The 24,696-nt window shown below is 62.4% G+C and carries 22 protein-coding genes and 5 pseudogenes; 16 read left to right on the forward strand and 11 right to left on the reverse strand.

From position 1 onward, the window contains the following. Positions 1-279: 279 nt before the first annotated feature. A complete protein-coding gene (gene purT / locus IHE30_RS11655) occupies positions 280-1,512 on the reverse strand; it encodes a formate-dependent phosphoribosylglycinamide formyltransferase (RefSeq protein WP_337690787.1) in 1,233 nt (410 codons plus the stop codon). 231 nt (positions 1,513-1,743) lie between these two features. Here purT and IHE30_RS11660 point away from each other — a divergent pair, with 231 nt between their 5' ends. The 3 genes and pseudogenes from IHE30_RS11660 (at position 1,744) to IHE30_RS11670 (ending at position 7,000) form a co-directional block, all read left to right on the forward strand. Then, positions 1,744-4,956 (forward strand): DNA translocase FtsK, encoded by a 3,213-nt coding sequence (locus IHE30_RS11660; protein ID WP_337690789.1) that lies wholly within the window; start codon positions 1,744-1,746, stop codon positions 4,954-4,956. Between the two features lie 34 nt (positions 4,957-4,990). Then, positions 4,991-5,287, forward strand: a pseudogene (locus tag IHE30_RS11665) (glycoside hydrolase family 15 protein); the annotation flags it as partial. Between the two features lie 450 nt (positions 5,288-5,737). Then, the gene (locus IHE30_RS11670; RefSeq protein ID WP_337690790.1) at positions 5,738-7,000 is read left to right on the forward strand and encodes a polyhydroxyalkanoate depolymerase; all 1,263 of its coding nucleotides are present in this window, start codon (positions 5,738-5,740) and stop codon (positions 6,998-7,000) included. A 232-nt stretch (positions 7,001-7,232) separates the two neighbouring features. Here the strand turns inward: IHE30_RS11670 and IHE30_RS11675 are convergent, their stop codons facing one another. Beyond that, positions 7,233-7,724, reverse strand: coding sequence for a hypothetical protein (locus IHE30_RS11675; protein ID WP_337690791.1), 492 nt, complete (start codon positions 7,722-7,724; stop codon positions 7,233-7,235). 1,690 nt (positions 7,725-9,414) lie between these two features. Between IHE30_RS11675 and IHE30_RS11680 the strand changes: the two genes are divergently transcribed. After that, complete coding sequence (locus IHE30_RS11680) at positions 9,415-9,573, forward strand: hypothetical protein (RefSeq protein ID WP_337690792.1); 159 nt, start codon at positions 9,415-9,417, stop codon at positions 9,571-9,573. A 516-nt stretch (positions 9,574-10,089) separates the two neighbouring features. Here the strand turns inward: IHE30_RS11680 and IHE30_RS11685 are convergent. After that, positions 10,090-10,722, reverse strand: a complete 633-nt coding sequence (locus IHE30_RS11685) for a TetR/AcrR family transcriptional regulator (protein WP_337690793.1) — start codon at positions 10,720-10,722, stop codon at positions 10,090-10,092. Positions 10,723-10,943: 221 nt separating this feature from the next. Here IHE30_RS11685 and rsxB point away from each other — a divergent pair, with 221 nt between their 5' ends. The 3 genes from rsxB (at position 10,944) to IHE30_RS11700 (ending at position 13,211) form a co-directional block, all read left to right on the forward strand. Continuing rightward, positions 10,944-11,912: an electron transport complex subunit RsxB gene (rsxB, locus tag IHE30_RS11690; RefSeq protein ID WP_337690794.1), complete on the forward strand. Its 969-nt coding sequence runs from the start codon at positions 10,944-10,946 to the stop codon at positions 11,910-11,912. Positions 11,913-11,954: 42 nt separating this feature from the next. Further along, positions 11,955-12,599 (forward strand): endonuclease III, encoded by a 645-nt coding sequence (gene nth, locus IHE30_RS11695; protein ID WP_337690795.1) that lies wholly within the window; start codon positions 11,955-11,957, stop codon positions 12,597-12,599. A 180-nt stretch (positions 12,600-12,779) separates the two neighbouring features. Continuing rightward, positions 12,780-13,211: a DUF1841 family protein gene (locus IHE30_RS11700; protein ID WP_337690797.1), complete on the forward strand. Its 432-nt coding sequence runs from the start codon at positions 12,780-12,782 to the stop codon at positions 13,209-13,211. Between the two features lie 48 nt (positions 13,212-13,259). On the opposite strand, the gene IHE30_RS11705 is transcribed toward IHE30_RS11700, so the two are convergent. Next, positions 13,260-13,595: a c-type cytochrome gene (locus IHE30_RS11705; RefSeq protein WP_337690914.1), complete on the reverse strand. Its 336-nt coding sequence runs from the start codon at positions 13,593-13,595 to the stop codon at positions 13,260-13,262. Between the two features lie 82 nt (positions 13,596-13,677). After that, complete coding sequence (locus IHE30_RS11710) at positions 13,678-14,031, reverse strand: c-type cytochrome (RefSeq protein ID WP_337690800.1); 354 nt, start codon at positions 14,029-14,031, stop codon at positions 13,678-13,680. A gap of 298 nt (positions 14,032-14,329) precedes the next feature. Between IHE30_RS11710 and IHE30_RS15200 the strand changes: the two are divergent. From IHE30_RS15200 to IHE30_RS11730, 5 genes and pseudogenes are all read left to right on the forward strand, one after another. Beyond that, positions 14,330-14,491, forward strand: a pseudogene (locus tag IHE30_RS15200) (AAA family ATPase); the annotation flags it as partial. Further along, positions 14,485-14,610 (forward strand): annotated as a pseudogene (locus tag IHE30_RS11715) (benzoate/H(+) symporter BenE family transporter); the annotation flags it as partial. The pseudogenes IHE30_RS15200 and IHE30_RS11715, both read left to right, overlap by 7 nt. A 222-nt stretch (positions 14,611-14,832) precedes the next feature. Beyond that, entirely contained in the window at positions 14,833-15,786 is a 954-nt protein-coding gene (tal, locus tag IHE30_RS11720; RefSeq protein WP_337690801.1) for a transaldolase, read from the forward strand. A 44-nt stretch (positions 15,787-15,830) separates the two neighbouring features. Next, positions 15,831-16,073, forward strand: a complete 243-nt coding sequence (locus IHE30_RS11725) for a hypothetical protein (protein WP_337690802.1) — start codon at positions 15,831-15,833, stop codon at positions 16,071-16,073. Positions 16,074-16,152: 79 nt separating this feature from the next. Continuing rightward, complete coding sequence (locus IHE30_RS11730; protein WP_337690916.1) at positions 16,153-16,758, forward strand: DNA-3-methyladenine glycosylase I; 606 nt, start codon at positions 16,153-16,155, stop codon at positions 16,756-16,758. Between the two features lie 122 nt (positions 16,759-16,880). On the opposite strand, the gene IHE30_RS11735 is transcribed toward IHE30_RS11730, so the two are convergent. Both IHE30_RS11735 and IHE30_RS11740 read right to left on the reverse strand, forming a co-directional pair. Beyond that, positions 16,881-17,060, reverse strand: a complete 180-nt coding sequence (locus tag IHE30_RS11735) for a type II toxin-antitoxin system PemK/MazF family toxin (RefSeq protein ID WP_337690804.1) — start codon at positions 17,058-17,060, stop codon at positions 16,881-16,883. An 11-nt stretch (positions 17,061-17,071) separates the two neighbouring features. Further along, positions 17,072-17,386 (reverse strand): annotated as a pseudogene (locus tag IHE30_RS11740) (transposase); the annotation flags it as partial. 151 nt (positions 17,387-17,537) lie between these two features. On the opposite strand from IHE30_RS11740, the gene IHE30_RS11745 reads away from it, so the two are divergent. Continuing rightward, entirely contained in the window at positions 17,538-18,914 is a 1,377-nt protein-coding gene (locus IHE30_RS11745) for a hypothetical protein (RefSeq protein WP_337690806.1), read from the forward strand. Between the two features lie 596 nt (positions 18,915-19,510). On the opposite strand, the gene IHE30_RS11750 is transcribed toward IHE30_RS11745, so the two are convergent. Further along, positions 19,511-20,455 (reverse strand): spermidine synthase, encoded by a 945-nt coding sequence (locus IHE30_RS11750; protein ID WP_337690807.1) that lies wholly within the window; start codon positions 20,453-20,455, stop codon positions 19,511-19,513. Between the two features lie 105 nt (positions 20,456-20,560). Between IHE30_RS11750 and IHE30_RS11755 the strand changes: the two genes are divergently transcribed. Further along, a complete protein-coding gene (locus tag IHE30_RS11755; RefSeq protein ID WP_337690809.1) occupies positions 20,561-20,803 on the forward strand; it encodes a YlcI/YnfO family protein in 243 nt (80 codons plus the stop codon). Here IHE30_RS11755 and IHE30_RS11760 read toward each other — a convergent pair. The 3 genes and pseudogenes from IHE30_RS11760 to htpG all read right to left on the reverse strand — a co-directional run bounded on the left by IHE30_RS11760 (position 20,732) and on the right by htpG (position 23,692). Further along, positions 20,732-21,208: a DNA-deoxyinosine glycosylase gene (locus IHE30_RS11760; RefSeq protein WP_337690811.1), complete on the reverse strand. Its 477-nt coding sequence runs from the start codon at positions 21,206-21,208 to the stop codon at positions 20,732-20,734. The two genes, IHE30_RS11755 and IHE30_RS11760, sit on opposite strands and share 72 nt — an antisense overlap. 25 nt (positions 21,209-21,233) lie before the next feature. Then, positions 21,234-21,797 (reverse strand): annotated as a pseudogene (locus IHE30_RS11765) (chorismate--pyruvate lyase family protein); the annotation flags it as partial. Next, positions 21,794-23,692 carry a molecular chaperone HtpG gene (gene htpG / locus IHE30_RS11770; protein WP_337690813.1) on the reverse strand — a complete coding sequence of 633 codons (1,899 nt, stop codon included), beginning with the start codon at positions 23,690-23,692 and terminating at the stop codon, positions 21,794-21,796. The pseudogene IHE30_RS11765 and the gene htpG, both read right to left, overlap by 4 nt. A 233-nt stretch (positions 23,693-23,925) precedes the next feature. Here htpG and IHE30_RS11775 point away from each other — a divergent pair, with 233 nt between their 5' ends. Then, positions 23,926-24,081 (forward strand): hypothetical protein, encoded by a 156-nt coding sequence (locus IHE30_RS11775; protein WP_337690920.1) that lies wholly within the window; start codon positions 23,926-23,928, stop codon positions 24,079-24,081. A gap of 53 nt (positions 24,082-24,134) precedes the next feature. Beyond that, positions 24,135-24,593 (forward strand): RidA family protein, encoded by a 459-nt coding sequence (locus IHE30_RS11780; RefSeq protein WP_337690815.1) that lies wholly within the window; start codon positions 24,135-24,137, stop codon positions 24,591-24,593. Positions 24,594-24,696: the final 103 nt, after the last annotated feature.

Here is a 24,696-nt window from a genome sequence, read left to right on the forward strand (position 1 = left end):
CTTAAATTGTAGCACTTTGCGCGGCCACGACCGGATTCGGTGCCACAGGGTGTATGCATTGCGTATCACCACCCGACGCAACGCGGTCAATATCCTCGATCGCGTAGTGGTTGACTTCGCGCCCCAGCGTTGGTAAGTCAATCGAGCGGCGAACGCGAGCGTGTTGGCCCGCTGCGGCCGGATCCAGGCCCCCTAAAGTTGGTATGCCAATCGCGATTCGAATAGCCGCTACCGTGGCGTGTCACCGCTCTAGCGTGTCACCGTTCGTGCACGGCTCGATCATACACCGCCACTGACCGGTTTGATACGGCTGGCCGCCGTGCGTGCGCGCTCGCGGGCTTCGTCAACGCTCGACGCCACCGCCAACGCCACACCCATGCGGCGCTTGACGAAGCTCTGCGGCTTGCCGAATAGCCGCAAGTCCGCGCCCGGCACCGCCAGCGCATCGGCAACCCCATCAAAGCCAATGCCTTTCTCGTCGCGACCGCCGTAGATCACCGCCGACGCACCAGGCGAGCGTAACGCGGGGTCCACCGGCAGGCCAAGGATCGCGCGTGCATGCAGTTCGAATTCGGAAAAGCGCTGCGTGGCCAGCGTTACGAGCCCGGTATCGTGCGGACGCGGGCTGACCTCGGAAAACCAGACCTGATCGCCGCGCACGAATAGCTCGACCCCAAACAGTCCACGCCCCCCCAGGGCAGCCGTCATCCGCTGAGCGACCTCACGCGCCCGCTCGAGCGCAAGCGGGCTCATAGGCTGCGGTTGCCATGATTCAACGTAGTCCCCGTCCACTTGCAAGTGGCCCACCGGCTCACAAAAATACGTCGCGATCTCGCCGCTTGCCGGATCGGTGGCTCGCACGGTGAGCAGCGTGATCTCATAGTCGAATTGCACGAAGCCTTCGACGATCACCCGGCCGTGATGCACGCGCCCGCCCGACATCGCGCAATGCCAGGCCCGCTCAATGTCCGCAGCGCTCTTGAGCACGGACTGGCCTTTGCCGGAGGACGACATGACAGGCTTGACCACGCACGGGTAGCCGATACCGGCGTCGATCGCGGCTTGCAGCGCATCGAGCGAGTCCGCAAACGCGTAGGGCGAAGTCGGCAATTGCAGTTGCTCGGCGGCCAGGCGGCGAATGCCTTCGCGATTCATCGTCAATTGCGCCGCGCGTGCGGTGGGGATCACCTCGGCCAGTCCCTGGGCTTCAATCGCGGCAAGCTCGTCGGTGGCAATCGCCTCGATTTCGGGCACGATCAGATGCGGGCGCTCCTGCTCGACCAGTGCGCGAAGCGCGCGGCCATCGGTCATGTCCACCACGTACGCACGATGCGCAACCTGGTGGCCGGGGGCATCGGCATAGCGATCAACCGCAATCACCTCGACCCCGAGCCGCTGCAACGCGATGATTACCTCTTTGCCTAACTCGCCGGCCCCGAGCAGCATCACACGGGTCGCGCCCGGCGACAATGGCGTGCCGAAACGCCGGTGATGAAACGAACTGACGGACATGGATTCCCCTTGGATGTAGCCAAAACCGGTAGTGCGGCATGGCCGGCGATGTTAACATGCTGCCCCCTTCGCGGGATACCCGCCGCACACGCAGGTTGCATGGGCCATCGGTACGCGGTCAGGACCGGGGATCGCCACGGCCTTCACCTCGAGCAGTTAAACTCGCTCTTTGGTTCGCGATCGTCGTCCGGCGGTGCGGCACCTACTCTCTCTGATTGATTCTATTCAAGCATGCTCAGCGTGGTTCTCGGCGGATTCGGATTTTCCACAGCTTGGCTCATCGTCTTCGCGTGGCGACTCGCGCGTGCGCTGTGGCCGGGCAGCGCCGGTCTGCAGGGGCCCGGGACAATCCGCCTGTGGCTCGGCACCGTCGTCGTCTTGGTCGCCAGCAGCGCGCTGGAGGCGCAGCTCGCCATGCATGCCGAGTACGACGCGATCGGCCGCGCAAGCGCTGCGGGCCTGGCCGCGCTGCTGGGCGCACCCGCGTCGATCGTCGTATTCACGCTGTTGTGGATCGCCGCGCTGCCGTGGCTGTTTGGCGTCCAATGGCCGCAATGCCTCGCATACCTGGACCGTACTTTCGGCCTAGGCCTCGGTATCAGCACACGCCGCACGTCGCGCGACGAACGACACGAACATCCGACACATCGCTCCCCCGGCGGCGACGAAACGCATGGTTCGCGCGAAAGTTATTTTCGCGTGCTTGGCAACGGCGGTTTTGGCCCGAACGATACGCGTGGCCAGCGCACGTCCGCATCCCGCTGGTCCGACGCGCGCCACGTGCCGAAGCACCTGGGCATGACACGCGGTTTCACGGGCCCGTCACCGAACGCCCGGTTTGAGTCGGCGGGCCCATCGGCGAGCCTTCATGATCACGGCCGCGGGCCGACGATCGCGTCGCCCACCGCCACGTCGCCCTCCTCCGTGTCACCGGTGGGTACCCAAGCGCCGTACGCTGCCCCCGCGCCCGGCGCCTCGAAGGTTCGTTCACGCGGCAGGCATACACCGCTGAAGACAGGGGGAACCTTGCGTGCGACGATGCCGACCTCACCGGTGCGGCCGGCCGTGCCCCCGTACGCGGCCCATTCACGCGCCGTCCCGCGCACAACCGTGCCCGCCGGTAACGAAGCGCGCCGCACGACGCCGCGCGGCGGCCCCCCTGCCACGCCCGCGCCCCAGCAAGCGCCGTCGCGCACGCCGCCGCGCCCGTATCGGCCGAGCGACAACTACCTAGACCGCGCCGCGTCACAGCGCGGCAGCCCCGCGAGCGGACCAGCGCAACTGGACGGCGTGTTCGCCCCGCCGCCTGCACCGCCGGCGCCGCCAAGCATCGTGGCGGCACTGCGCGCAATCGAGCAACAAGCAGCCCAATGGAGCGCGCTCGCCGGCGCAAGCCTCGACCGACGAGCAGGTCTCGTTACGGCTTCATCCGCATGCGCGACGCCGCGATTGGATCCGGACCAACCAAGACCCGCTGCAACCCCGCCGGACGCAGCAACGCCGGAATCCGCGCCCACACTGCTGGCCCAATCATTGTCGGAATCTGCCTCGCCACCCCTGGCCCCCCTCCCGCCAGCGCATGCCGAGATGCCTTTGGACACCCTTCGATCGCCTGAGCTGCGCGTGGATGCGCCGGCGGTTAACTCTGTTTCATTCGATACTGGGTCTACACCGCCATGGGTACAAGCTCCCTCGGCCCCTCCTGCGTCCGAATCAGACCTGCCCTCCACCGCTCTCCCACCCGTTATCCCGCCGACTGCCCGGGTTGCGGCAGTTGCCGCTGCCGTCTCCGCATCGGCACCCTTGCCGGCGTCGGCGCCGATGCCCACACCCGAGCCGATGCCCAGTTCCGACGGCGGCGCGCCGGTTTCCGCTACGGTGCCTGCCGCACCCGACGAAACTCTGCCGGCGACAAGCCCCGCCCCAAAGCGCAACGCGTTCCCATTCCAGGCGAGCGCCGCCCCGCCTATTGCATTGCCAGCCCTGGCGCTGCTCACAAGCGGCTCGGACATCATCGAACCGGTATCCGAGGCGGCGCTCGCCGCGACCGGCCAGCTCATTGAGCAGCGGCTCAAGGAGTTCAAGGTGCCGGTGTCCGTGATCGGCGCTTCGGCCGGCCCAGTGATCACGCGCTTCGAGATCGAGCCGGCACTGGGGGTACGCGGTAGCCAGATCGTGGGCTTGATGAAGGACTTGTCACGCGGCCTCGGATTGACGTCGATCCGCGTGGTCGAGACGATCCCGGGCAAGACCTGCATGGGACTCGAACTGCCCAATGTCCGACGGCAAGTGATCCGGTTGGCGGACATCCTCGCGTCGCGCCAATACACGGGCTCGGCATCGCAACTCACGCTCGCGCTGGGCAAGGACATCACGGGTGAGCCGGTCGTGACCGACTTGGCACGCGCGCCGCACATGCTCGTGGCCGGCACCACTGGCTCGGGCAAGTCGGTGGCGATCAACGCGATGATCGTGTCCTTGCTGTATAAGGCAACGCCGCGGGACGTCCGGCTCATCATGATCGACCCGAAGATGCTGGAGCTGTCGGTCTACGAGGGCATCCCGCATCTGCTTGCGCCGGTCGTGACCGACATGAAGCTCGCGGCGAACGCACTGACGTGGTGTGTCGCGGAAATGGAGAAGCGCTATCGGCTCATGTCCGCGCTCGGTGTGCGCAATCTCGCGGGCTTCAACCAGAAAATCGTCGATGCTGAGCAGTCCGGACGCAAGATCGGCAATCCGTTCTCGCTGACGCCGGATGCACCGGAGCCGCTTGCTCCGCTGCCCATGATCGTGGTGGTCATCGACGAGCTAGCGGACCTGATGATGGTGTCCGGCAAGAAAATCGAGGAGTTGATCGCCCGGCTCGCGCAAAAGGCCCGAGCTGCCGGGATCCACTTAATCCTAGCCACGCAACGGCCATCGGTCGACGTGATCACGGGTTTGATCAAGGCGAACATTCCGACGCGCGTGGCATTCCAGGTTTCGTCCAAGGTGGACTCGCGCACCATCCTCGATCAGATGGGCGCGGAATCGCTGCTCGGCCAAGGGGATATGCTGTTCTTGCCGCCCGGTACCGGCTACCCGCAACGAGTCCACGGCGCCTTCGTCGCAGACGACGAAGTCCATCGCGTCGTCGAACATTTGAAACAGTTCGGCGAACCGGAGTACGAGGAGAGCATCCTGGCTGGCGTGCCCGGTGACGGTGCGGCCACGGACCTGTTCGGCGAAGCGCCCGATGCAGAGGCCGATCCGCTGTATGACGAGGCCGTGGCATTTGTGTTGCGCAGTCGCCGCGCGTCGATCTCATCGGTGCAACGACAGTTGCGCATCGGCTACAACCGCGCTGCCCGCTTGGTCGAGCAAATGGAAGCGGCCGGACTGGTGTCGTCAATGGGCGTCAACGGCAGCCGCGAAGTGCTCGCGCCGGCGCCCACGGACTGAGCCGCCGCGCCTGCGGCGCGCGCCCTTCGACGCGCACTGCTGTTCTCGAGACGGCACTCTTGCCTCGCCTACGCGCCTGGCTCATCAAGCGGAACGGCGCGGTGGATACGATGACGAAGCCTGCGCGTGGCGCGCATGGCTGGGTCGCGTCATGGCCGGCTCGCCGACCCAGTTGCAGACCATGTACGGCATTGGCGGCGAACCACGGCTGCCAGAATGGGAGGCGTCGTGGCTGCCCGGCTACGAAGGTTCCCGGCCGGTCAAGCGCGGCAACCACGCAGTCAGGCAATTGCAGCGGGACGTCTACGGTGAAGTGATGAATGCGCGGCACAGTCGAGGCGATCGATCGTACGTTGAGCGAGCACGGGCTGATTAAGCGCTATCACAGCTATCACAGCCGCGATGTCAACGACGGACTGCCGCCCGGCGAAGGAACGTTTCTGGCATGCAGCTCTTTAGGGTGGTAGACAATGTCGCGCTGGTGCATACCATACCGGACTGAGCCTCATGCGGCACGAAGAGCCGATAGCCAAGACCACCGCCGACGACAGCCACCTTTGTTCCGCGCTGGATGCGTCGCAATAAGGGGCACGCTCGCCATTCATTTGCTGCATTGCACCAACCTGCGATTGTCCGATATGATCGAATATCAAGATTGGACACGTCGTCCTGCGCCCGGCCGCCCATGTGTCTCGCGCGGACGGCAAAAAGCGCTCAGCATCGACCAGCGCCGTACCCATGGCAGTGAGAATCGACCCACATGCCGTAACCTGGAGCAAACATGCTCTACCAATTTCACGAATTCCAGCGTGCGCTGCTGAGCCCGCTGACTGCCTGGGCGCAAACCGCGTCGAAATCGTTCGCGAATCCGGCCAGTCCACTCGCCTACGTCCCTGGTGCATCGCACTGGGCCGCCGCCTACGAGTTGCTGTACCGGCTCGGCAAGGACTATGAGCGTCCCGAATTCAACATCAAGCAGATCGAGAAGGACGGTCGCAGCATCCCGATCGTCGAGCAGACGATCCTGGAAAAACCGTTTTGCCGGCTGCTGCGCTTCAAGCGGTATTCCGACGACAGCGACGCCGTATCGCAACTAAAACATGAACCGGTCGTGCTGGTCTGCGCGCCGCTGTCCGGGCATCACTCAACGCTATTGCGCGACACAGTGCGCACACTGCTGCAGCAGCACAAGGTCTACATCACCGACTGGATCGATGCACGGATGGTGCCGTCCGAGGCCGGTGCGTTCCATCTGGACGACTACGTCGAGTACATCCAGAACTTCATCCGACACATCGGCGCGAAGAACCTGCACGTAATCTCGGTATGCCAGCCGACGGTGCCGGTGCTCGCGGCGATTTCGCTGATGGCCAGCCGCGGCGAGAACACGCCGCGCACAATGACGATGATGGGCGGGCCGATCGATGCCCGCAAGAGCCCAACGTCGGTGAACTCGCTGGCAACTCAGCACACGTACGAGTGGTTCGAGAACAATGTGATCTATACGGTGCCGTCGAACTATCCGGGCGCGGGCCGCAAAGTTTATCCGGGTTTTCTGCAGCACGCCGGGTTCGTTGCGATGAACCCGGAGCGGCATTGGCAATCGCATTGGGCATTCTTCGAGAACCTGGTGCGCGGCGACGAAGACGATGCCCAAGCGCATCGCCGCTTCTACGATGAATACAACGCCGTACTGGATATGGCGGCGGAATATTACTTGGAAACGATCCGCATCGTGTTTCAGCAATTCCGGCTTGCGCAAGGCACTTGGGTCGTCAACGGCGAGCCGGTGCGCCCACAAGACATCACCGATACCGCGCTCTTTACGATCGAGGGCGAGCTAGATGACATCTCCGGCTGTGGACAGACGCGCGCCGCCCACACGCTGTGCACCGGCATTGCGTCAGCGTCACGTCGGCATTTCACCGCGGAGCAATGCGGTCACTACGGAATCTTCTCGGGACGGCGCTGGCGCACGATCATCTATCCGCAGATCCGCGAGTTCATCCATGAGCATGATCACGAGGCGGCGGGGCAGACGTAGCACCGGTGCGCTCGGCTCTCCCGCCCGGGCGGCCGCAATTAAAGTCGGCACGTTGCCAAGGATTGGCTTGTCCTGGCATTTAAAACAGTTCGTGCAATCCTGCCACGGAGCCGAGCGCTGTGCTTGTCGCAGCACAGCTTAAACTGGGTAGCGCACCGGACGCGCCGCATCTAGGTTGCCGGACATATCAGCGGCGCTGGCGTTCAGGCAAGGGAAAATTGCAACTGAGCCGTTACTTTTGATGGAGCGATTCAGGCTCCTCCGGTGCGTTGTCCTCTATGTTCTCCAGAGTGAGCCCAGGCTGGTAAAACGCCCGGGGCGCTTGAGCGCGGGAAATGTACGATGATTTGAGTCGCTTGGTTGCTTCATCGTTCTTCGATTCCGTTGGCTGGCGCTTTATGCCTACGTGCGGAGTCCGCAATGACGCTACATTGTCAGCCCCAATCGGTACTCGCATAATAGATGGGAAATCCGAAGGCGCGACTTGCGGCCGCTGCCGAGCCGTATCAACGGTACGTAATGGCGCGCTAACCGTGGCCGCCCTTCGAGACTCAGCCAAAGCCTGCGTCGCATCTGCACGCGAGACGTCCGAAGCGGCGTGTTGGATTAAGCTTAACCTGATGCCTTCGGCGAACGCGTCATCATTGGCATCTTGTATTTCCTTTTCGAACGGCTCTTCCTTCGCGTCCAACTTTTCACGGATCTTTTTCTGTTTCTCGCTCAAATATGCATCAAGATTTTGGGGACTAACGGTATTTTGCCGCTGCGACGACAGCGGAACGACTCGTCTGGGCGGCCGCCGTGGCGGAACAACCCCATTATTCAGCCGTGGCGGTGCGTCCTCAAGGGTGGGAGGCGTAGCGTATCTTAGGGAGGGAGGCTGCGGCACACCGTGATGGGCGAACGCCGACATCGGGTAGTCGGCGCCGCTTGCCTCATGCCAACCCGCAGCCATCGGAGTGCTACTGTGGCCAGACCAGGGAGGCGCCGGCACGCTGCCACTGCCATACCCGTATGGACCGTACGACAACATGATCGCACTACTTGGTACCGCCGTCATGGGTGGGTCGCCCAACAACCGCGAAATGGCAGACACAATCGAGGACGGCGGTGGCGGGACGACGACCACGTGGCTTAAAGGCTGAAAAGGCGTCGACATCACCGACGGGCGATTGCCCCCCATCGGGACAAACCATGATGGCGCCCCGCTTTCAAGTGGCGACCCAAATCGCGGCGCTGTAGAAAAGCCTATTGCATTGCCGTGCCCCCAAACATAAGGTGAGTGGGCGCCTGGCATCGCGCCGCCCGTACTGGGGGAGGAGATATGCCACGGCGCTCGCTCGGATGGTAGCGCGGCAGCACGCAGACGCGAGCCACGCTTTTTCAACCCGCTTAGCAGTGCCGAGACCGCGGCACGCCCTGGGGTGGCACCCGGCTTGTCGTCCGAAGCCGAACGTAGACTTTGCGACGATGGCAAAGCCCGTCCAGATACATCCAGTCCTGGCCTATCAATCATATCTGCTCCAATGATCGCGTCCTATTCGAATTGTGCGTTGCTGCTTAGCCCCACGCACGGCTTGAGTCACCACCTCTTTGAAGGTCCATGCGACGCAGCGACAAAGATTCATCCCTACACACTTCGGACGAACCGGACGTCCTGGACAGCTCAAACACTGTGGCCAATTCGGACGCCTCCGGTGCCACAGCGTGATTTCGCCATGGCCCTCCATCGGCGGCCGTAATCGACAGTCGCATAGCATGCCGGCATGGGTACGCATTCCCAATTGGTTTGGGCTTCAAATTAATCCGTCCCTGGGTCTACCGAAAAGATACTTGGCGCCAACTGCGGCTGATAAACGTTCCTACGGGTTTCGGTCAGCGGTCTATGCACCGGTACGCTTCTCTCCTGGGGGGGAAACATACGGCTCTTCCCCTGCTCCTTTGATGCATCATCGGGGAGACTAGCGTGTGACAGACTCGCGTGCTTTGAGCGCTGTCCCGATGGCTTTTTAACAGGGGCGTGCCTCAGCGTCGAAGATGGCCGAGCCGGTGGCGTTTTCGCGGAGACGACTCCCCCCTGCTGGGGACGGAATATACGCATCTTCCACTGCTCCTTCGAGGCATCATCGGGGACACGAGCTTGTGGCGAATCCCCCTTTTCCGAGCGTTGCTTCGGCGGCGAAAACGAACTGTACAATAGCATCTTCGCGGGATCCGGTTGCCGCAGTGATGGGAACGGCTCGTCTTCGTCTAAAGATGCGGTGCCACCTTTCCACACGGGAACATCCAACGACTGGAATGAACCATTAGGCCCGTCGGCACAACCGTCTTTCGGAAACGGGGCGATGACACCTTGTGCTGGCATGTTCATTTGTGACGTCGTTTGCCCTTCCCAAGCCGAAGCAGCTTTGGGCATGAAAAAGCCACGGAACATGCGTGCTACAGCAGCCGCGATTGCCTTGCAACGGGCCAACGGCACGGTCGAGAAGGATGTGCTCGCCCGACGCAGCATTTGCGGGAATGAAGACATCCAGCGAGCGCTGGGGCGCTCTGCGGCGTCCAGCGCGGATTGACGCCCCATCGGCTGCGGACCATATACGCCGGAGGCCGCAGGAAACGTCTGATTGCCTTTGACAAGCGCGCCGTGCGAACCGAACGCTGCCGGCCTTCCTACAGGCGGTTGAACGCGCGTGCTCTTAGGTCTAGCCAATGTTTTCAGGGCCGCCAGCGGCCCGTTGGACGCCGAGGGCATCGAAGAACACGGTGTGCTTGCAAAGGAACGCTCATTGAGCCATTGCGGCAACAGCGCTGCTGAGCCGGGAAGTATCGCGACGCGGTGGTTGTGCAAGTCTGACTCCTAACGCGGCGGTAAATATGACACCACGCCCGGTCAGCTTAATCGCGGCACGGCGCAACATCGGGTTGCATCCGAACGGCGACGCCGGCAAGCGAATCAACGCTCCCCTGTCTTGACGCGCCGGGTAGCGCCTCGCCACTGCAATGGACGCGAGCTTGACGCTGCCCCTCGTCACGACATACTTGAGCAGCGCACCGCCTGTCGTGTCGCACGGCACGGCACGGCACGAACATCATCGATGCAGCAAATAAGCCAGCAACATATCTGTATTGAGCCGAACCATCTCGGCATGTTCATCGCCGTGGCCGAAATCGCGCCCCAGCGTCGCATACAGCGTATGCCGATTAGACACGATGTAATAGCCTAACCCGGAAATCATCACATACAGGCGCATCGGATCGATGCCGGCCCGGAACAGCCCAGCGCGGTGCCCGCGCTCCAGGATGCCGGAAAGCATCGCGAGCACCGGTGAAACGGTCTCACGAATCCGCGCTGATTTCTGCAGATACCGCGCCTCATGCAGGTTTTCGTTGTTCAGCAAGCGCAGCAGGTCAGGATGCTGACGATAGAACGCCCATATGAAGTGGGCCAGCCGTGTAATGGCCTCCACGGGCGCCAGTGCCCTCAGGTCCAGCGTGCGCTCCGCTTCGGCAAATCCCGTCAGTGCCTGCTCCAGCACCGCGGTGAACAACTGCTCCTTGCTGCCGAAGTAGTAGTACAGCATCCGCTCGTTGGTCTCGGCACGCCGGGCGATCTGGTCCACGCGCGCGCCGGACAATCCGCCGTTCGCGAATTCCTCGGCAGCGGCAGCGAGAATGCGGCGCCTCGTGCCTTCGGGGTCCCTTTTAGTTCTCGGCTGGTTCATGTTCAGATCATGATGCAGTCGCCGCGTTGACCGATCGCGTCACCGCCGGATAGGCCCACGGCGGCAGAAAACGGTGCGCCACGCTGGGTTACCGTCCTAACACTGACACGGGAAGCAGTTGGATTATGGCATGCGAGTCCGACGCCGCTATCGGAATAGGCGATAATGACATATTGATAAAATATGCGTCACGCTTCTCGACGCGGCCAGGTTCCGACACTGTGACTGCTTCTTCGTCGCTCGCGGATCGGATCGACGATCTGCTTCCCCAAACTCAATGCACTAAATGCGGCTATAGCGGCTGCCGCCCCTATGCGCAAGCCGTTGCCGACGGCACGGCGAGCTACAACCAGTGTCCGCCTGGAGGACAGCAAGGTGTCGCCCGGCTGGCGTCATTGCTCGACAAGCCGATCATCCCGCTCAATCCAGCCAACGGCGTCGAGCGTGCCCGACCGCGTGCGGTAATCGATGAAACCGTGTGTATCGGCTGTACGTTATGCATGCAGGCATGCCCGGTCGACGCCATTGTCGGCGCCCCGAAGCAGCTGCATACGGTGCTGGCAGATTGGTGCACCGGCTGCGACCTGTGCGTCGCGCCGTGCCCCGTCGATTGTATCGAGATGATTCCGGTGACCGGCACTGCCACCGGATGGGATGCATGGTCGCCACAGCAGGCCGATGCAGCCCGACGCCGGCACGCGCAACGCAATGCACGGCTTGACACAGAGCGTGACGCCGCACAGCAGCGCGCCGCAGCGCGCCGCACGGCGATGAGCCCAGGTGCCACATCGGTGCCACCGATGCCGGAATGGACGTCACTCGGCGCGATGCGCGAGGGCGCAGGTGCGGCGCCCGATCGCCCGCACGGCGCGATGCCCGCCGCTGTTGCCGCGGCCGGCATGCTGGCGTCCGAGCCAACGGCGCCGTCGCAGGACAATGCTGCCGCGCGAAAGCAGGCGATCATCCAGGCGGCGCTCGAGCGGGCCCGGAAGAAAAAAGAGGAACTGGCCGCCCAGGGGCTCGGGCCGCGCAACACATCGGACATCAGCCCGGCCGTGCAAGCGCAAATCGACGCGGCCGAAGCACGCCGGCGGCGCCTAGGATATGGCCCGGGCGAACCAGCCGCCCATGCATCGGAGCCGCCCCCGCCGCCCAATGCGCGCAAAGACGGCTCCAACACCGATGCATGATGCGCCATGCGCGCCCGATTGCCCCTAAAGCGACGACTCTCCATGAACGCCCAAAAGCGCCGCGCGATTTACGAAACGCTGCAAAGCCTGAATCCCCATCCGACGACGGAGCTAGAGTACACAACACCGTTCGAACTGCTGATCGCAGTGATGCTATCGGCGCAGGCGACCGACATCTCGGTCAACAAGGCGATGCGCCAGATGTTCCCCGTCGCCAATACGCCGGAAGCCATCCTAGCGCTTGGCGAGGACGGCGTGGCGCAGTACATCAAGACGATTGGACTGTACCGGACCAAGGCCAAGAACGTCATCGCGACCTGCAGAATCCTGCTCGACAAACACCACGGCGAAGTGCCGGCTGATCGCGAAGCGCTCGAGGCCCTACCAGGGGTGGGCCGCAAGACGGCGAACGTCGTGCTGAACACGGCATTCGGGCACCCGACGATCGCCGTCGACACCCATATCTTCCGCGTCGCGAACCGCACCGGGCTAGCACCTGGCAAGGACGTGCGGGCGGTGGAGATGGCGCTGGAAAAGCTCACGCCGGCCGAATTCCGACATGACGCGCACCACTGGCTGATCCTGCACGGCCGCTACGTATGCCGCGCGCGGCTGCCTGAATGCTGGCATTGCGCGATCGAGCCGCTGTGCGAATTTAAGAGCAAGACACTCGCTCCCACCCAATGATGTCATGATTGCCGCAAAAGCACCGCGGATGGACTGATCCGAAGCGTGCGTCGTGGCTGTGCAACGATGTCGTGGCTGCGCGGCGATGAGCATAGCGGTGCGACGATGCGGCGCCACGACAACGCTCGGCGTACAATAAAGCATTGCGCGGCTGCGCGTGCCCAGTGGTTCTAGTGCCTGATGTTCAATCCGAGTCGCGACGAAGTCCGTCGTTTTTTTACTGAGACGTGGCGCAAGCAACGCGCCGGCGAAATCTTAACCCCGCTGCAGAGCATGGCGGCGGACTGGATCGTCCAGCACCCGGAGTACCAAGCCGTCCTAAGCTGCGCCGACGCAGGCGAGCAGCACTACTCGCCCGAGCGCGGCCAGACAAACCCGTTCCTGCACTTGTCGATGCATTTAGCAATCAGCGAGCAGTTGTCGATCGACCAGCCACGCGGCATCCGCGCCGCACACGAGCGCCTGGCGGCGCGCCTAGGCTCGGACCACGATGCCCACCACGCGATCATGGAATGCCTTGGCCAGGTAATTTGGGAAGCACAGCGCAACAACGTCCCACCGGATACCGAGGCGTATTTAGCGCTGATCAAGCAGCGTGCGTCCCAGGATTGACGACACGTGGCGACACCGCCGTGCGTGCTTGCCGGCGGTGTAAGGCCGCTACTTCTTCAGCACGAGATCGCCCTTTAGTGACTCGATATACGCGGCAATATCTTTCAAATCGCTTTCCGACAAGTTTTGCACCTGCGCAGCCATGATCGCATTGTCGCGGCCAAAGGACGGATTGCCACCGCCCATTTGATATTGGCGCAATGTCCAATAGGTGTAGTCGGCATGCTGCCCGGCGAGCTTGGGATAATCCGGACTCACCGGTTTGCTCAGTCCTACTCCGTGACACGCGGCGCAGTTGGTACGCTCGACAAGCGCGCGCCCGTTACCGATGTCCGCGGCTTGCGCGGCCCCGATCGACACCACTGCCGCACACGCAGCGACCATTGCCTTGGCGACGCCCGACGCTTCGATGATGCGCTTTTTCATGAGTTCTCCTGTTGCTCGTCTACCGTTCGCCACGTTCCGGTCACCGCTGCGGATTGGGTCGGCTTTCCGGCGTTTGAGCCGCGTAGTACGCGGCCAGGTCGGCAATGTCCTGGTCCGTCAGCGACTTGGCGATCGCCTCCATCGGCGCGAACTTGCGTGAACCCTTCTTGTATCCCTGCAATGCGTTTTCTAGATACTTCGCGTTCTGACCGCCGAGCATCGGCACTTTGTAGACCTGTGGGAACGCGGCGCGATAGCCGGGAATGCCGTGGCAGCCAATGCACATGGCGACCTTCCCTTGTGCGGCGCGCGCGTTGCCGACCACGTCCGCCACCGCGGTGCCGGCTGACCCGGCGAGCACCGCAATGGCAGCCATCACGACGAATCTGTTCATAAGCATCTAACCTGGCTGTAGGGGAATATCGGGGCGCTGAAACCGCGCAGGCCTGCACCGCCCTGCTCCGCATGAATCCGCTGGCGTTGAGCAGCCGGCCAAAAAACGGCGTATTGTAACCCCCGACGCGGGGAGCGTCCACTTGAGGGCCGGCACGTGACTGCACGCCGCGCAGTCAACCGTGCTGTAGGCAGCAGACTGCCTCTGCCTGCGTCAATCGGCCGCAGCAAATCAACCGCGCGGCCGGTGGCGATGCGGCTTCTACTTATACTGGCATTTTCGTGTCCCCATGCCGATCATGCCGCCCGACCGTTGCGAAGGTTTTTCACAGTATGTGGCGACTGCTGACCTGAAGCTAGCCGTCAACGCCACGATCACGCTCGAGCGTCCGCTGCTGATCAAGGGCGAGCCCGGATGGAGTTCCACGTCTATGAGACCCGCGAGTCGATCCGCGCCCGGCAACGCGAAGCGGCATTCATTTCCTTCATGGTGACCGCCTCCGGGTTCACGCTGCTGTTGATCAACTCGGCCTTTTGGGGTTTGGTGGCCGGCATCGTCGCGAACACCATCTTGAACTAGTGCCGCTGAACGCGGCGGCAAGCTGGCATCTGGCATCTGGCATCTGGCATCTGGCATCTGGCATCTGGCATCTGGCATCTGGCATTCGGCATTCGGCATTCGGCGAAACGATGAACCAGTGGAGCATCGGCTGGTCGGACGACTATCGGACGCCGCGCGGCTGCGAGACAATGGCAGCAATCAGCGCGGTAACCCGCGATATGACCCGCAAGGAACCTAGCCATGACGACTGCACTGGACCAGTTGAAGCAGTACACGACCGTCGTTGCCGATACCGGCGATTTCCAGCAACTCGCGCGCTACAAGCCGCAGGATGCGACGACCAATCCATCGCTAATCCTTAAGGCGGTGCAGAAGGACGACTACCGCCCGCTGCTTGAGAAAACAGTGCGCGATCACGCTAGCCGGCCCGTCGGCGACATCATTGATCGATTGCTAGTCGCATTTGGCATCGAGATCCTGAAAATCGTCCCGGGGCGGGTGTCAACAGAAGTGGACGCGCGGCTGTCGTTTGACGTGCGCAGGAGCGTCGAGAAGGCACATCAGCTGATCGCGCTCTACGAGGCCGCGGGCATCGGCCGCGAGCGCGTGCTGATCAAGCTCGCGTCGACGTGGGAAGGCGTGCGCGCCGCCGAGGTGCTGCAGCAGGAAGGAATCAATTGCAACATGACGTTGCTGTTCTCGCTCGCCCAGGCAGTCGCCTGCGCGGAAGCTCGGGCCAAGCTGATTTCACCATTCGTCGGCCGCATCTACGACTGGTACAAGAAAAATGCCGGCGCGAATTGGGACGAGGCCCGCGACGGCGGCACCAACGATCCCGGCGTGCAGTCGGTCAAGCGTATCTACGCGTACTATAAAAAGTTCGGCTACCCGACCGAGGTGATGGGCGCAAGCTTCCGCACAACGAGCCAGATCGTCGAGCTTGCCGGCTGTGACCTACTGACGATCAGCCCGGACTTGCTACAGAAGCTGCACGAGAGCAACGAGCCCGTGCAGCGCAAGCTCTGCCCGCAGCAAGCAGCCAGTGTGCCGATCGAGCGCATCGCGCACGATGAGTCGACGTTCCGCTACCTGCTGAATGATGAAGCCATGGCCACCGAGAAGCTGGCTGAAGGCATTCGCCTGTTCGCGGCGGACGCGGTCAAGCTCGAGCAGTTGATTACAGCATTGCGCTAAGTGGGCTCTATACCGACAAGCTTGGCGCACGCATCGACTTTATCATGCACTTCAAGGCGTCGCCAGATGCGGGCATGCCGGACATGCCCCACCCTAACTACCGTGGCGTGGCCCTGCCCATCAACGCCGATGACCTGGCTGGCGGGCAGCAGATCTTTGACGCGCTAACCGACGAGGGCGACGTGATGATGCCGTTTGGCGCGACGCTCTGGTGTACGGGCTTCGATATGTTGTTGACGGACCGCTTTGGCATTGGCGGGATGGTCAGCGCACCACATCCAGGATAAATCTAAACCATCGATGACACATCCTTCTGTTCCTGCTTCGGCGATACCCGCCGGGCCATCGGGCGCGCCGGCACCGACGATGGGCCCTTCGCGGCGCTGCCATTGGTGCGGCACCGGTGCCGAGTATTGCGCTTACCATGACATGGAGTGGGGTTTTCCGGTCGATGACGACCGCCGGCTGTTCGAGAAGCTGTGCCTCGAGGGGTTCCAGGCCGGACTGAGCTGGCTGACGATCCTGCGCAAGCGGGAAGCCTTTCGCGCCGCATTTGCCAACTTCGACATCGAGAAGATGGCCCGGTTTACCGAGTGCGATGTGCAGCGGTTACTCGGCGACACCGGCATCATCCGCCACCGGGGCAAGATTGAGGCTGCGATTCATAACGCACGCCGCGCGCTGGCGCTGCTCGATAGCGAGCGCTCGCTGGCCGCCTACCTGTGGCGTTTCGAGCCAGACCCGCAGAGCCGGCCGCGCAAGCTGACACGCGACGTGCTCAGCACAATGACGACGTCCCCTGAGTCGATTGCGTTGTCGAGAGACCTGAAGCGGCGCGGTTGGAAATTCGTCGGGCCGACGACGATGTACGCGATGATGCAGGCGATGGGTCTGGTCAACGATCATCAGCACGATTGCGGCGTGCGGGCCGATGTCGATCGGGCACGTGCCGCCTTTCAAGTGCCACGCTGATCAACCGGTCAGCACCAGCCCTTCAAAATTTAGATGGAAAGACCCGTGCAAGAGAAGTGAAATCGAGCGCGGCAGCCAACTCCCCTGCGAGACGCCGGCTAATCGCCATCGCAATAATCTGTTCAACTGTTCGCATGCGGACGCGAACACATCATCCGGCACGCGCTTCCACGGATGAGCTTCGTAGCAAACGGATTGGTGTCATTGAAGTCGGCAGTTGTCATCGCAAGCCTGAGGACCATGCCAGTTCGCTCGTTGAATGGTTTCGGTGACAGGACCAGCATCGGATGCAAATCCTTCATTCGTGGCTGACCAGGGCCAGGTAGATCGCCTTGTTGCTCACTACGCCTTCGTCGCGGATCTTGACCCGCAGCGCGTCGAAGAACACCAGCGGATACATCGGTTCGAGCGGCCGCTGCTACCATGCGCGCACTTCATCGGTCACCGCATCGGTCACCGTGCTAATAAAGTCCGGCGATACCTCGATACCGTACCTCTCCAGCAGGAAACCCTGAATCTCGCGCATGCTCATACCGTGCGCGTACATCGCGATGATCTTGTCATTGAAGCCAGTCAAGCGCCGTGTGCCCTTGGCAATCAGTACCGGATCGAAGGTGCCTTCGCGATCGCTCACACCGCTCACCTGGGATGGTACAACGTATCCATTGGATTATGTATCCGCCAGAAGACTTAAAGTTACGGCGTATCGCTGCGCGCCTGCGCCCACTTTTCGCTAGCCTGCTGCGTAACCTCGCGATGCGTGGCGTCTTCTTGACTTCTTGCTGGGCTTGCCGATGGACTTCGATCTGAATGCCGTTTTAAACAACTATCAGGCCTATATCTGCGCGTTAGAGGCTCGCCCGACACTCGCCGCATCGGCACCCCCACCGCCGCAGCTGCTCAGCGCCGCGTGGGCCAACCCATCGGCCAAGCGGCCCACCACCTACCAGGACCTGCCGAGCGAAGTCATCGCGCGCATTGGTGACTACGTGCCCGTCCAAGACGTGATGCCGTTTGCCACCGTCGATCGGCGCACCTATTCTGCGATGCAGACCAGGCGCCTCGTTCACAGCTATTGGCAACGGGCGAAACAGGCGCTGAGTCATGAGTCAATCAGCCAGTTGCTCGATGAGATGGACGGCACGCTCGCCAATCCAGCGCAGCACGTTGAACCCATGGAGGCCCTGTGCCAGCGGCTGCAAGCATTACGCAGCGCAGATCGCGGTGATGTATTCAAGCGTTTATTCGCAGCCGCGCAGCGTATCCCGCAAGACGGCGTGCAGATACAAAAAGCGCTGTTGCTCATGCCCCGAGCTTTCACCGATGAGCGTGAATGGATGAAATTGTTTGATTTTGCCTACACGCTGGCCGAACAGCGCGAGCCCGGGCAAGACAATGTGTGGCCGGAACTGGCGCTTGGGCTGTCGAATTTCTCAATCGATACACCCGAGACCCCTCACTTTGCTCAGTGGTATGACGCGATTCTGGCACGGCTGCCATCATTGAGCGTAGCCGAGCAAGCGCAAATCATTCCCACATTGACCCGTTTACTCGATAAGTTTCGCCCGGACGACCCGCGCATCCCTGAACTCTATACGCTCTTACACGACTACGCGTCACGCCTGCCCCCCTCTCATCAAGGCGCATCGGTCGGCGCGTTAGCAAGTTGCGTGTGGCAATTGCCGGAAGCGGAGCAACCCGCGCGGTATGCACAAATGCGCGATTGGGCGCTGTCGCTGCCCGACGACCAGTGGGGGATCGCGCTGCAGCGTTTGCCCGAAGGACTGGGTAGGTTCTCACTTAAGGAACAGGCGCGGGAGCTGGCGTTGCTTGAACGCTATTTGGCGCGCGTACCCACGGCGCAGCGCACGCAGGCAGCAGCCGGGTTCATCACTTGCATCTATTTCATCAACGACACGCTAGCCAAGCGGGGATGGCAGCAGGGACTGAGTCTACTGAATGGGGCGGGCGAAGACGCTTTATGGGAGGTACTGAGCGAGCTTCGGGCCAATGGGGTGCTATGGCACCTGAACAATCGCAAATGGAAAATGGCGATGGGTGAAATCACGCGCTTTATGAAAGCCAACCAGTTTTCCAAACCCGCTCAGGCGCGCATCCAAGACAGTGCGGCCTGGCTTAGAAGCTGGCCAGATTAACAGCCACAGCAGCTCAAGCGCGTCAATCGTTGGACAATTTCGCTGCATCGAGGCGGCGGTGCTATGCGTCGCCATCGCGATGATCGGCGCCGGAGGCTTGCGCAAGGCCAGCCGCGCGGCTGCTTTACGCGCGGCGCATTGAACAGCGGCCCGCGCCAGTGGCGCAAAACGTTCGCGCATTGGGATGGTTTTTCGCAGCGCCAAGCCGGTTATGCACACTACGCGCTACATTGAAACTGCGCCTGCTCAAGAAAATTTTTAATGAGCTTCCCCGCAATATCTCGCACTACCTGCAAGCCGGCCCGCTTGGCCAAGAAGTTGGCATAGGCACGTTCCAAGTCCTTGAGCGTGCGTTGCAGCAGAGGCGCGTCGGTGCATCGGCCAGCCACGGCGTTTCAGGCCCGTTGTACCATCCGATGAACAGCTTGCATAGCCTACATAGCTCAGCTTCTTTTCGCCGCGCTCGCCACGGCAGCCGGCTTCGGTAGGCAGCCGGAGACCAAGCGGCGATCGCGTCATTCGCCGCGGCAACGCCGAGTCTAGGAGCGCGCCTTCGGCGATCAAGACGAGAAAACGAGGGAGTGACGGAAACGAACTCAGATCATAAAATGCCCGCCGACGGCGCTGCCTTGCGCGTCGCGGCGGGGCGCGCCGGACGCCTCACGTAGCGCGGCGATCCACTTACGGGCGCTCAACCCACACGCCTTCTCAATGACCTTCGCGCGTTCGGTCAGTACGTTCCAGTCAATCGACAACGCGGGCCCGGAGAAAGCCAGCACGACGCGGTTGCCCTCATGCACCTCGGGCAACACGATGACCCGCGCATCGAACGCCGCGCGCAAATGGCGCAGGTTGCGCACGAAGCTCGGATGGTCGCCGAACAGGTTGATCGTCACCACTGCGGCGGCGCCGAGGCACGCGCGGCACGCGCGATAAAATGCGACGGAATCGAGCACCGGGCCGCGTGCGGTTGCGTCATACAGGTCGATCTGCATCGCGCCGATCGTACCGTGATTCGCGGGGTCATTGACAAAATCCCATGCATCGATCTGGAGCACGCTCAAGCGGCGGTCGTCGGGCGGCAACTCAAACATGCTGCGCGCGGCAATGATCACCGCCGGGTTCAACTCCACGGCATCGACATGCGAGCGCAAGAAATGCCGATGGCAGAACTTGGTCAAGGCTGCCGCCCCCAAGCCCAACTGCACGATGCGCTTGGGCGGCGCGAGAAAGAGCAACCACGCCATCATCTGCTGCGCGTATTCAAGCTCGATATCGAACGGCTTTTTCAGCCGCATCGCGCCCTGTATCCATTCTGTGCCGAAATGCAGGTAGCGCACGCCCCCTTCTTCGGAAAACGTCACCGGCGCAAAACGGGCCTTGCGCGGGACTTTGAGCATGGGCGCGACCCCGTGCTGCGCTGCGCTAGCGTATTCGTCGCGTTGCGTGCATCGGGCAGCGCCGCGCGACGGTTGCGCGGCCCGCTCACCGCGCTGGAATGTGCGTGCTTGCGACGGCGCGCGCTTGATCAAGGATGTCATGTAACGAAGTCTTGCATGTTGCACAGTTTTTGTTCGCCCGAAGCATAGCATCCGAGGCCGCGCGGCGGGTTACGCAACCCGTAATCGAGTTGGGGCGACCGGCGATTGTCCACGGGTCGCTCGGCCATTCGGGTCAAACCGGAACTGCGTGACGCCACTGAAAGCGTCCTCGGCGAAGGAGAAGCGCTGTCGAGTTTCGTCGAGCAATCGATCCGCGAGGGCATCGAGCGCCGTCGCAATCAAAGCGAATTCATTACCCGCGGCATCGCGGTGTGGTCAGGAGAGAATCTCCCGCCAGCACGAGAGCTTCTGTTCAAACGACAGCATCGCATACGCCGGGCTCGATGAAGGCAGTACGAGCGTCTCATAGCCGGCAGCACTGATTACATCGGCAAACCGCCCCGCCGTCTTCCCGTTGAAACATACCTTCTTCAACTTCGGCGCATGCTCTCGCAATGACTTGAAGTCGTTCGGCTTCGCATTTCGAATCGCCGAATCAAGACTGCCTTCTCGATGACAGGCAGCGAGCACGTCCCAGACCCCGATTCCGTGCATTAGCACGCGTTCAAGCCGCACCCCGTAATCGAGTTCGTGCAATGCCGGCTCGCCCAGCACGGCTCCCAACAACCGCCAGAACTGATTGCGCGGATGGGCATAGTACTGCCCTGCCCCGAGCGATGCTTCGCCAGGAAAGCTGCCCAGCATCAGAATCGTCGTATCGAGCCTGATCACCGGCGGAAAACCTTGCAACATGAGCGGTTTAATCAGTAGTCAGGGTCCACATTGCTGGCAGGAAGCACTCGGTCACCATCAGCGGCAGCCGATGACGGGTAAACACCGAGCGCCGCGCGACGCACGCGTGCGGCCGACCCTGGCCTAGCTGCGCGACGGCGAACCGGTACAGCGGATGGGCGCCATCGACGCGCCGGCTGACGATCGGCGAGCGTGTCACCGTCATGTCCGCATACAACAGCTCGGCCAGCGCTCGCGTACGCAATCGTCGCACGGCCTGCCATACGCCGCGGCTCGCACGCAGCGGCGTGACGCTGTGCGCGGCCACCACGGCCACGCCATCCACCGCGAGCACGACCTCGCGAATCCACACCGGCGCGCGGCGTGCGAGGCGCAACACGCGCGCCTCGTCGCGCCACGCAACACCCACCTTCTCGCAGACGACCCGCACGGTCACCTGGCCGAGCGTGCCCAAATGACGCGTGAGCGAGCCCGCACGGGTTACCCAGTCTTTTTGCGCGGCGCTGAAGGCGGCACGCGGTCGCGCCCGCCAACCGTCGCCGTGCGCCGAAAACCGTCCGCCCGAGCGCCGCTCAAGCGTGCCGTTCAATGCGCGTCCGACAGCAACAACGTGTTAGTGCGCTTGACGAAGCTCGCTGGATCATCGAGCGCGCCCCCCTCGGCGAGCAGCGCCTGATCGAACAACAAATGGCACCAGTCAGCAAAGTCCGCTGCATCCGGCGACAACCGCTTGATCAGCGCGTGTTCCGGGTTCACTTCGAGGATCGGATGGAAATCGGGCGCTTTCTGGCCGGCCGCCTTCAACAGTCGCTGCAGGTAGCCACTCATCTGTCCCTCGTCGGCCACCAGGCAACTTGGCGAGTCGGTCAGGCGGAACGTGAGGCGCACGTCCTTGGCCTTTTCCTTGAGCACGTCCTTCATCCGCTCGACCAGCGGCTTCAGGTCCTCATTGACCTTTTCCTGAGCCTGTTTCTCCTCGTCGTTCAACGCACCCAGATCCAGATCGCCACGGGCGACGCTGGCCAGCGGCTTGCCGTCGAACTCATGCAGGAACGACAGCATCCATTCGTCGACGCGATCGGTCAGCAGCAGCACCTCGACACCCTTCTTGCGGAATACCTCCAGGTGCGGACTGTTGCGCGCGGCCTGCCAACTGTCGGCGGTCACATAGTAGATCTTCGTCTGCTCCGGCTTCATCCGCGCGACGTAGTCGGCCAGCGACACATTTTGCTCGGCGCTGTCGGTCTGCGTTGACGCGAAGCGCAGCAGCTTGGCAATGCGCTCCCGGTTCGCGAAGTCCTCACCCAAGCCCTCCTTGAGCACCTGGCCGAATTCGCGCCAGAATGTCGCGTACTTTTGCTTGCCGGCATCGTCATCGGCATCCGCCAACTCCTCAAGCATCGACAGCACTCGCTTGGTGACACCATCGCGGATCGCCTTCACGTCGCGGCTCTCCTGCAAAATCTCACGCGACACGTTCAACGGCAGGTCGTTTGAATCGACCACGCCCTTGATGAAGCGAAGGTAATTGGGCAACAACTGCTCGGCCTCGTCCATGATGAACACGCGCTTCACATACAGTTTCAGCCCGCCGCGATGATCGCGGTTCCACATATCGAACGGAGCGCGACCGGGCACGTACAGCAACTGGATATATTCGCTGCGTCCCTCGACGCGGTTGTGGGTCCAGGCAAGCGGCGCCTCATGATCGTGCGACAAATGCTCGTAGAAGTGCTTGTACTGCTCGTCGCTGATCTCGCTCTTGGCACGCGTCCACAGGGCGCTGGCTTGGTTGATGGTCTCATCCTCGTCCTTGACAACCATCTCGCTCTTTTCAGCGTCCCACTCCTCCTTCTTCATCAGGATCGGCAGGCCGATATGGTCCGAGTACTTCTGGATGATCGACTTGAGCCGGTAGGAGGACAGCAACTCGTCCTCGCCCTCGCGCAGATGCAGCGTGATCGACGTGCCGCGCTGCGCGCGTTGGATCGTCTCGACGCTGAATTCGCCGTCGCCCGCGCTTTCCCAGCGCACCGCCTGGTCGGCGGGCAGGCCGGCGCGCCGCGATTCCACGGTGATCCGGTCTGCGACGATGAAGCCGGAATAGAAGCCGACGCCGAACTGGCCGATCAGTGCCGCGTCCTTTTGCTGATCGCCGGACAGCTGGGCAAAGAACTCCTTGGTCCCCGAGCGCGCGATCGTGCCTAGGTGCGAGACCGCGTCGTCACGGCTCATGCCAATCCCGTTGTCGTCGATCGTAATCGTGCGTGCGGCCTTGTCGTACGCGATCCGGATACGCAGGTTCGGGTCGTCTTCATACAGTCCGGCATCGGCGATCGCCTCGAAACGTAGCTTGTCCGCCGCGTCGGACGCGTTCGAAATCAGCTCACGCAGGAAAATTTCCTTGTTGCTGTACAGCGAGTGAATCATCAGTTGCAGAAGCTGCTTGACTTCCGCCTGGAAGCTCATGGTTTCTTGCGCCATAGTCTAGGTCCTTTCAGCGAGTTGACGTCAACGGCACGAGGCCAGGTTTACCCGTGTCCGCGCAAATGGGGACGGCCCGCGCCAAATTCAAGACTTGTCCAGGTACCGCGGCAGAAACGCGGACAGCCCCGGCGCCGCGAGCGCTGGCCAACGCGGCGGTGACTCAAGGGCCTGGCGGTGGTGGCGCTGGGTATGATCGCCACGGTCGCCATCGGAAAGAATGCGCGAGTAGCGTGTCACCTACGTATCGCGTCACGGCGCCCTCAGAGGCGCGCCGCGCAAGTGCTGCACGGCGCAACACGCTACGATTGTCGTTCGTGACCGTGCCGCCCGTTCAGATCGACGAGGGCATTGCGCGCCTGGCCAGCCTAGTCCAGGCCCAGGCCTGATCTGGCCCGGCCGGTCTCGCCCCTTGTATTCTCCTAACCCCTTTGGAGTTCCCATGTCGAATGTATACGATCAACTGAAGGCGCTCGGCATCGCGCTACCGACGGCCGGCGCACCGGCAGCCGCTTACGTGATGAGCGCGCAGGCAGGCAAGACGGTGTTCCTGTCCGGCCATATCGCCAAAAGGAACGGACAGGTCTGGGCCGGCAAGCTCGGTGACACGATCAGCACGGAAGAAGGACAACAGGCGGCGCGCAGCATTGCCATCGATCTGATTGCGACGCTGCACGCGCACGTGGGCGACCTGAACCGCGTCAAGCGCATTGTCAAGGTGATGAGCTTGGTCAATTCGACACCGGACTTCACCGAGCAGCACTTGGTGACGAACGGGGCATCGGAGCTGTTCGCGGCGGTGTTCGGTGAACGCGGCAAGCATGCCCGCTCGGCGTTCGGCGTCGCGCAGATCCCGCTGGGTGCCTGCGTGGAAATCGAACTGATCGCCGAAGTCGAATAACGGCATCCGCGCCCTGCCCCGCGGCGCGCCAACCGCGGCGCGCCAACCACAGGGAGCGAGAACCGCGGATCGGCAGCAATGCGATAACGGCCATAGACGGAAC

The sequence above is a fragment of the Mycetohabitans sp. B46 genome (genome assembly GCF_037389205.1).
In the GTDB taxonomy this organism is placed as follows: domain Bacteria; phylum Pseudomonadota; class Gammaproteobacteria; order Burkholderiales; family Burkholderiaceae; genus Mycetohabitans.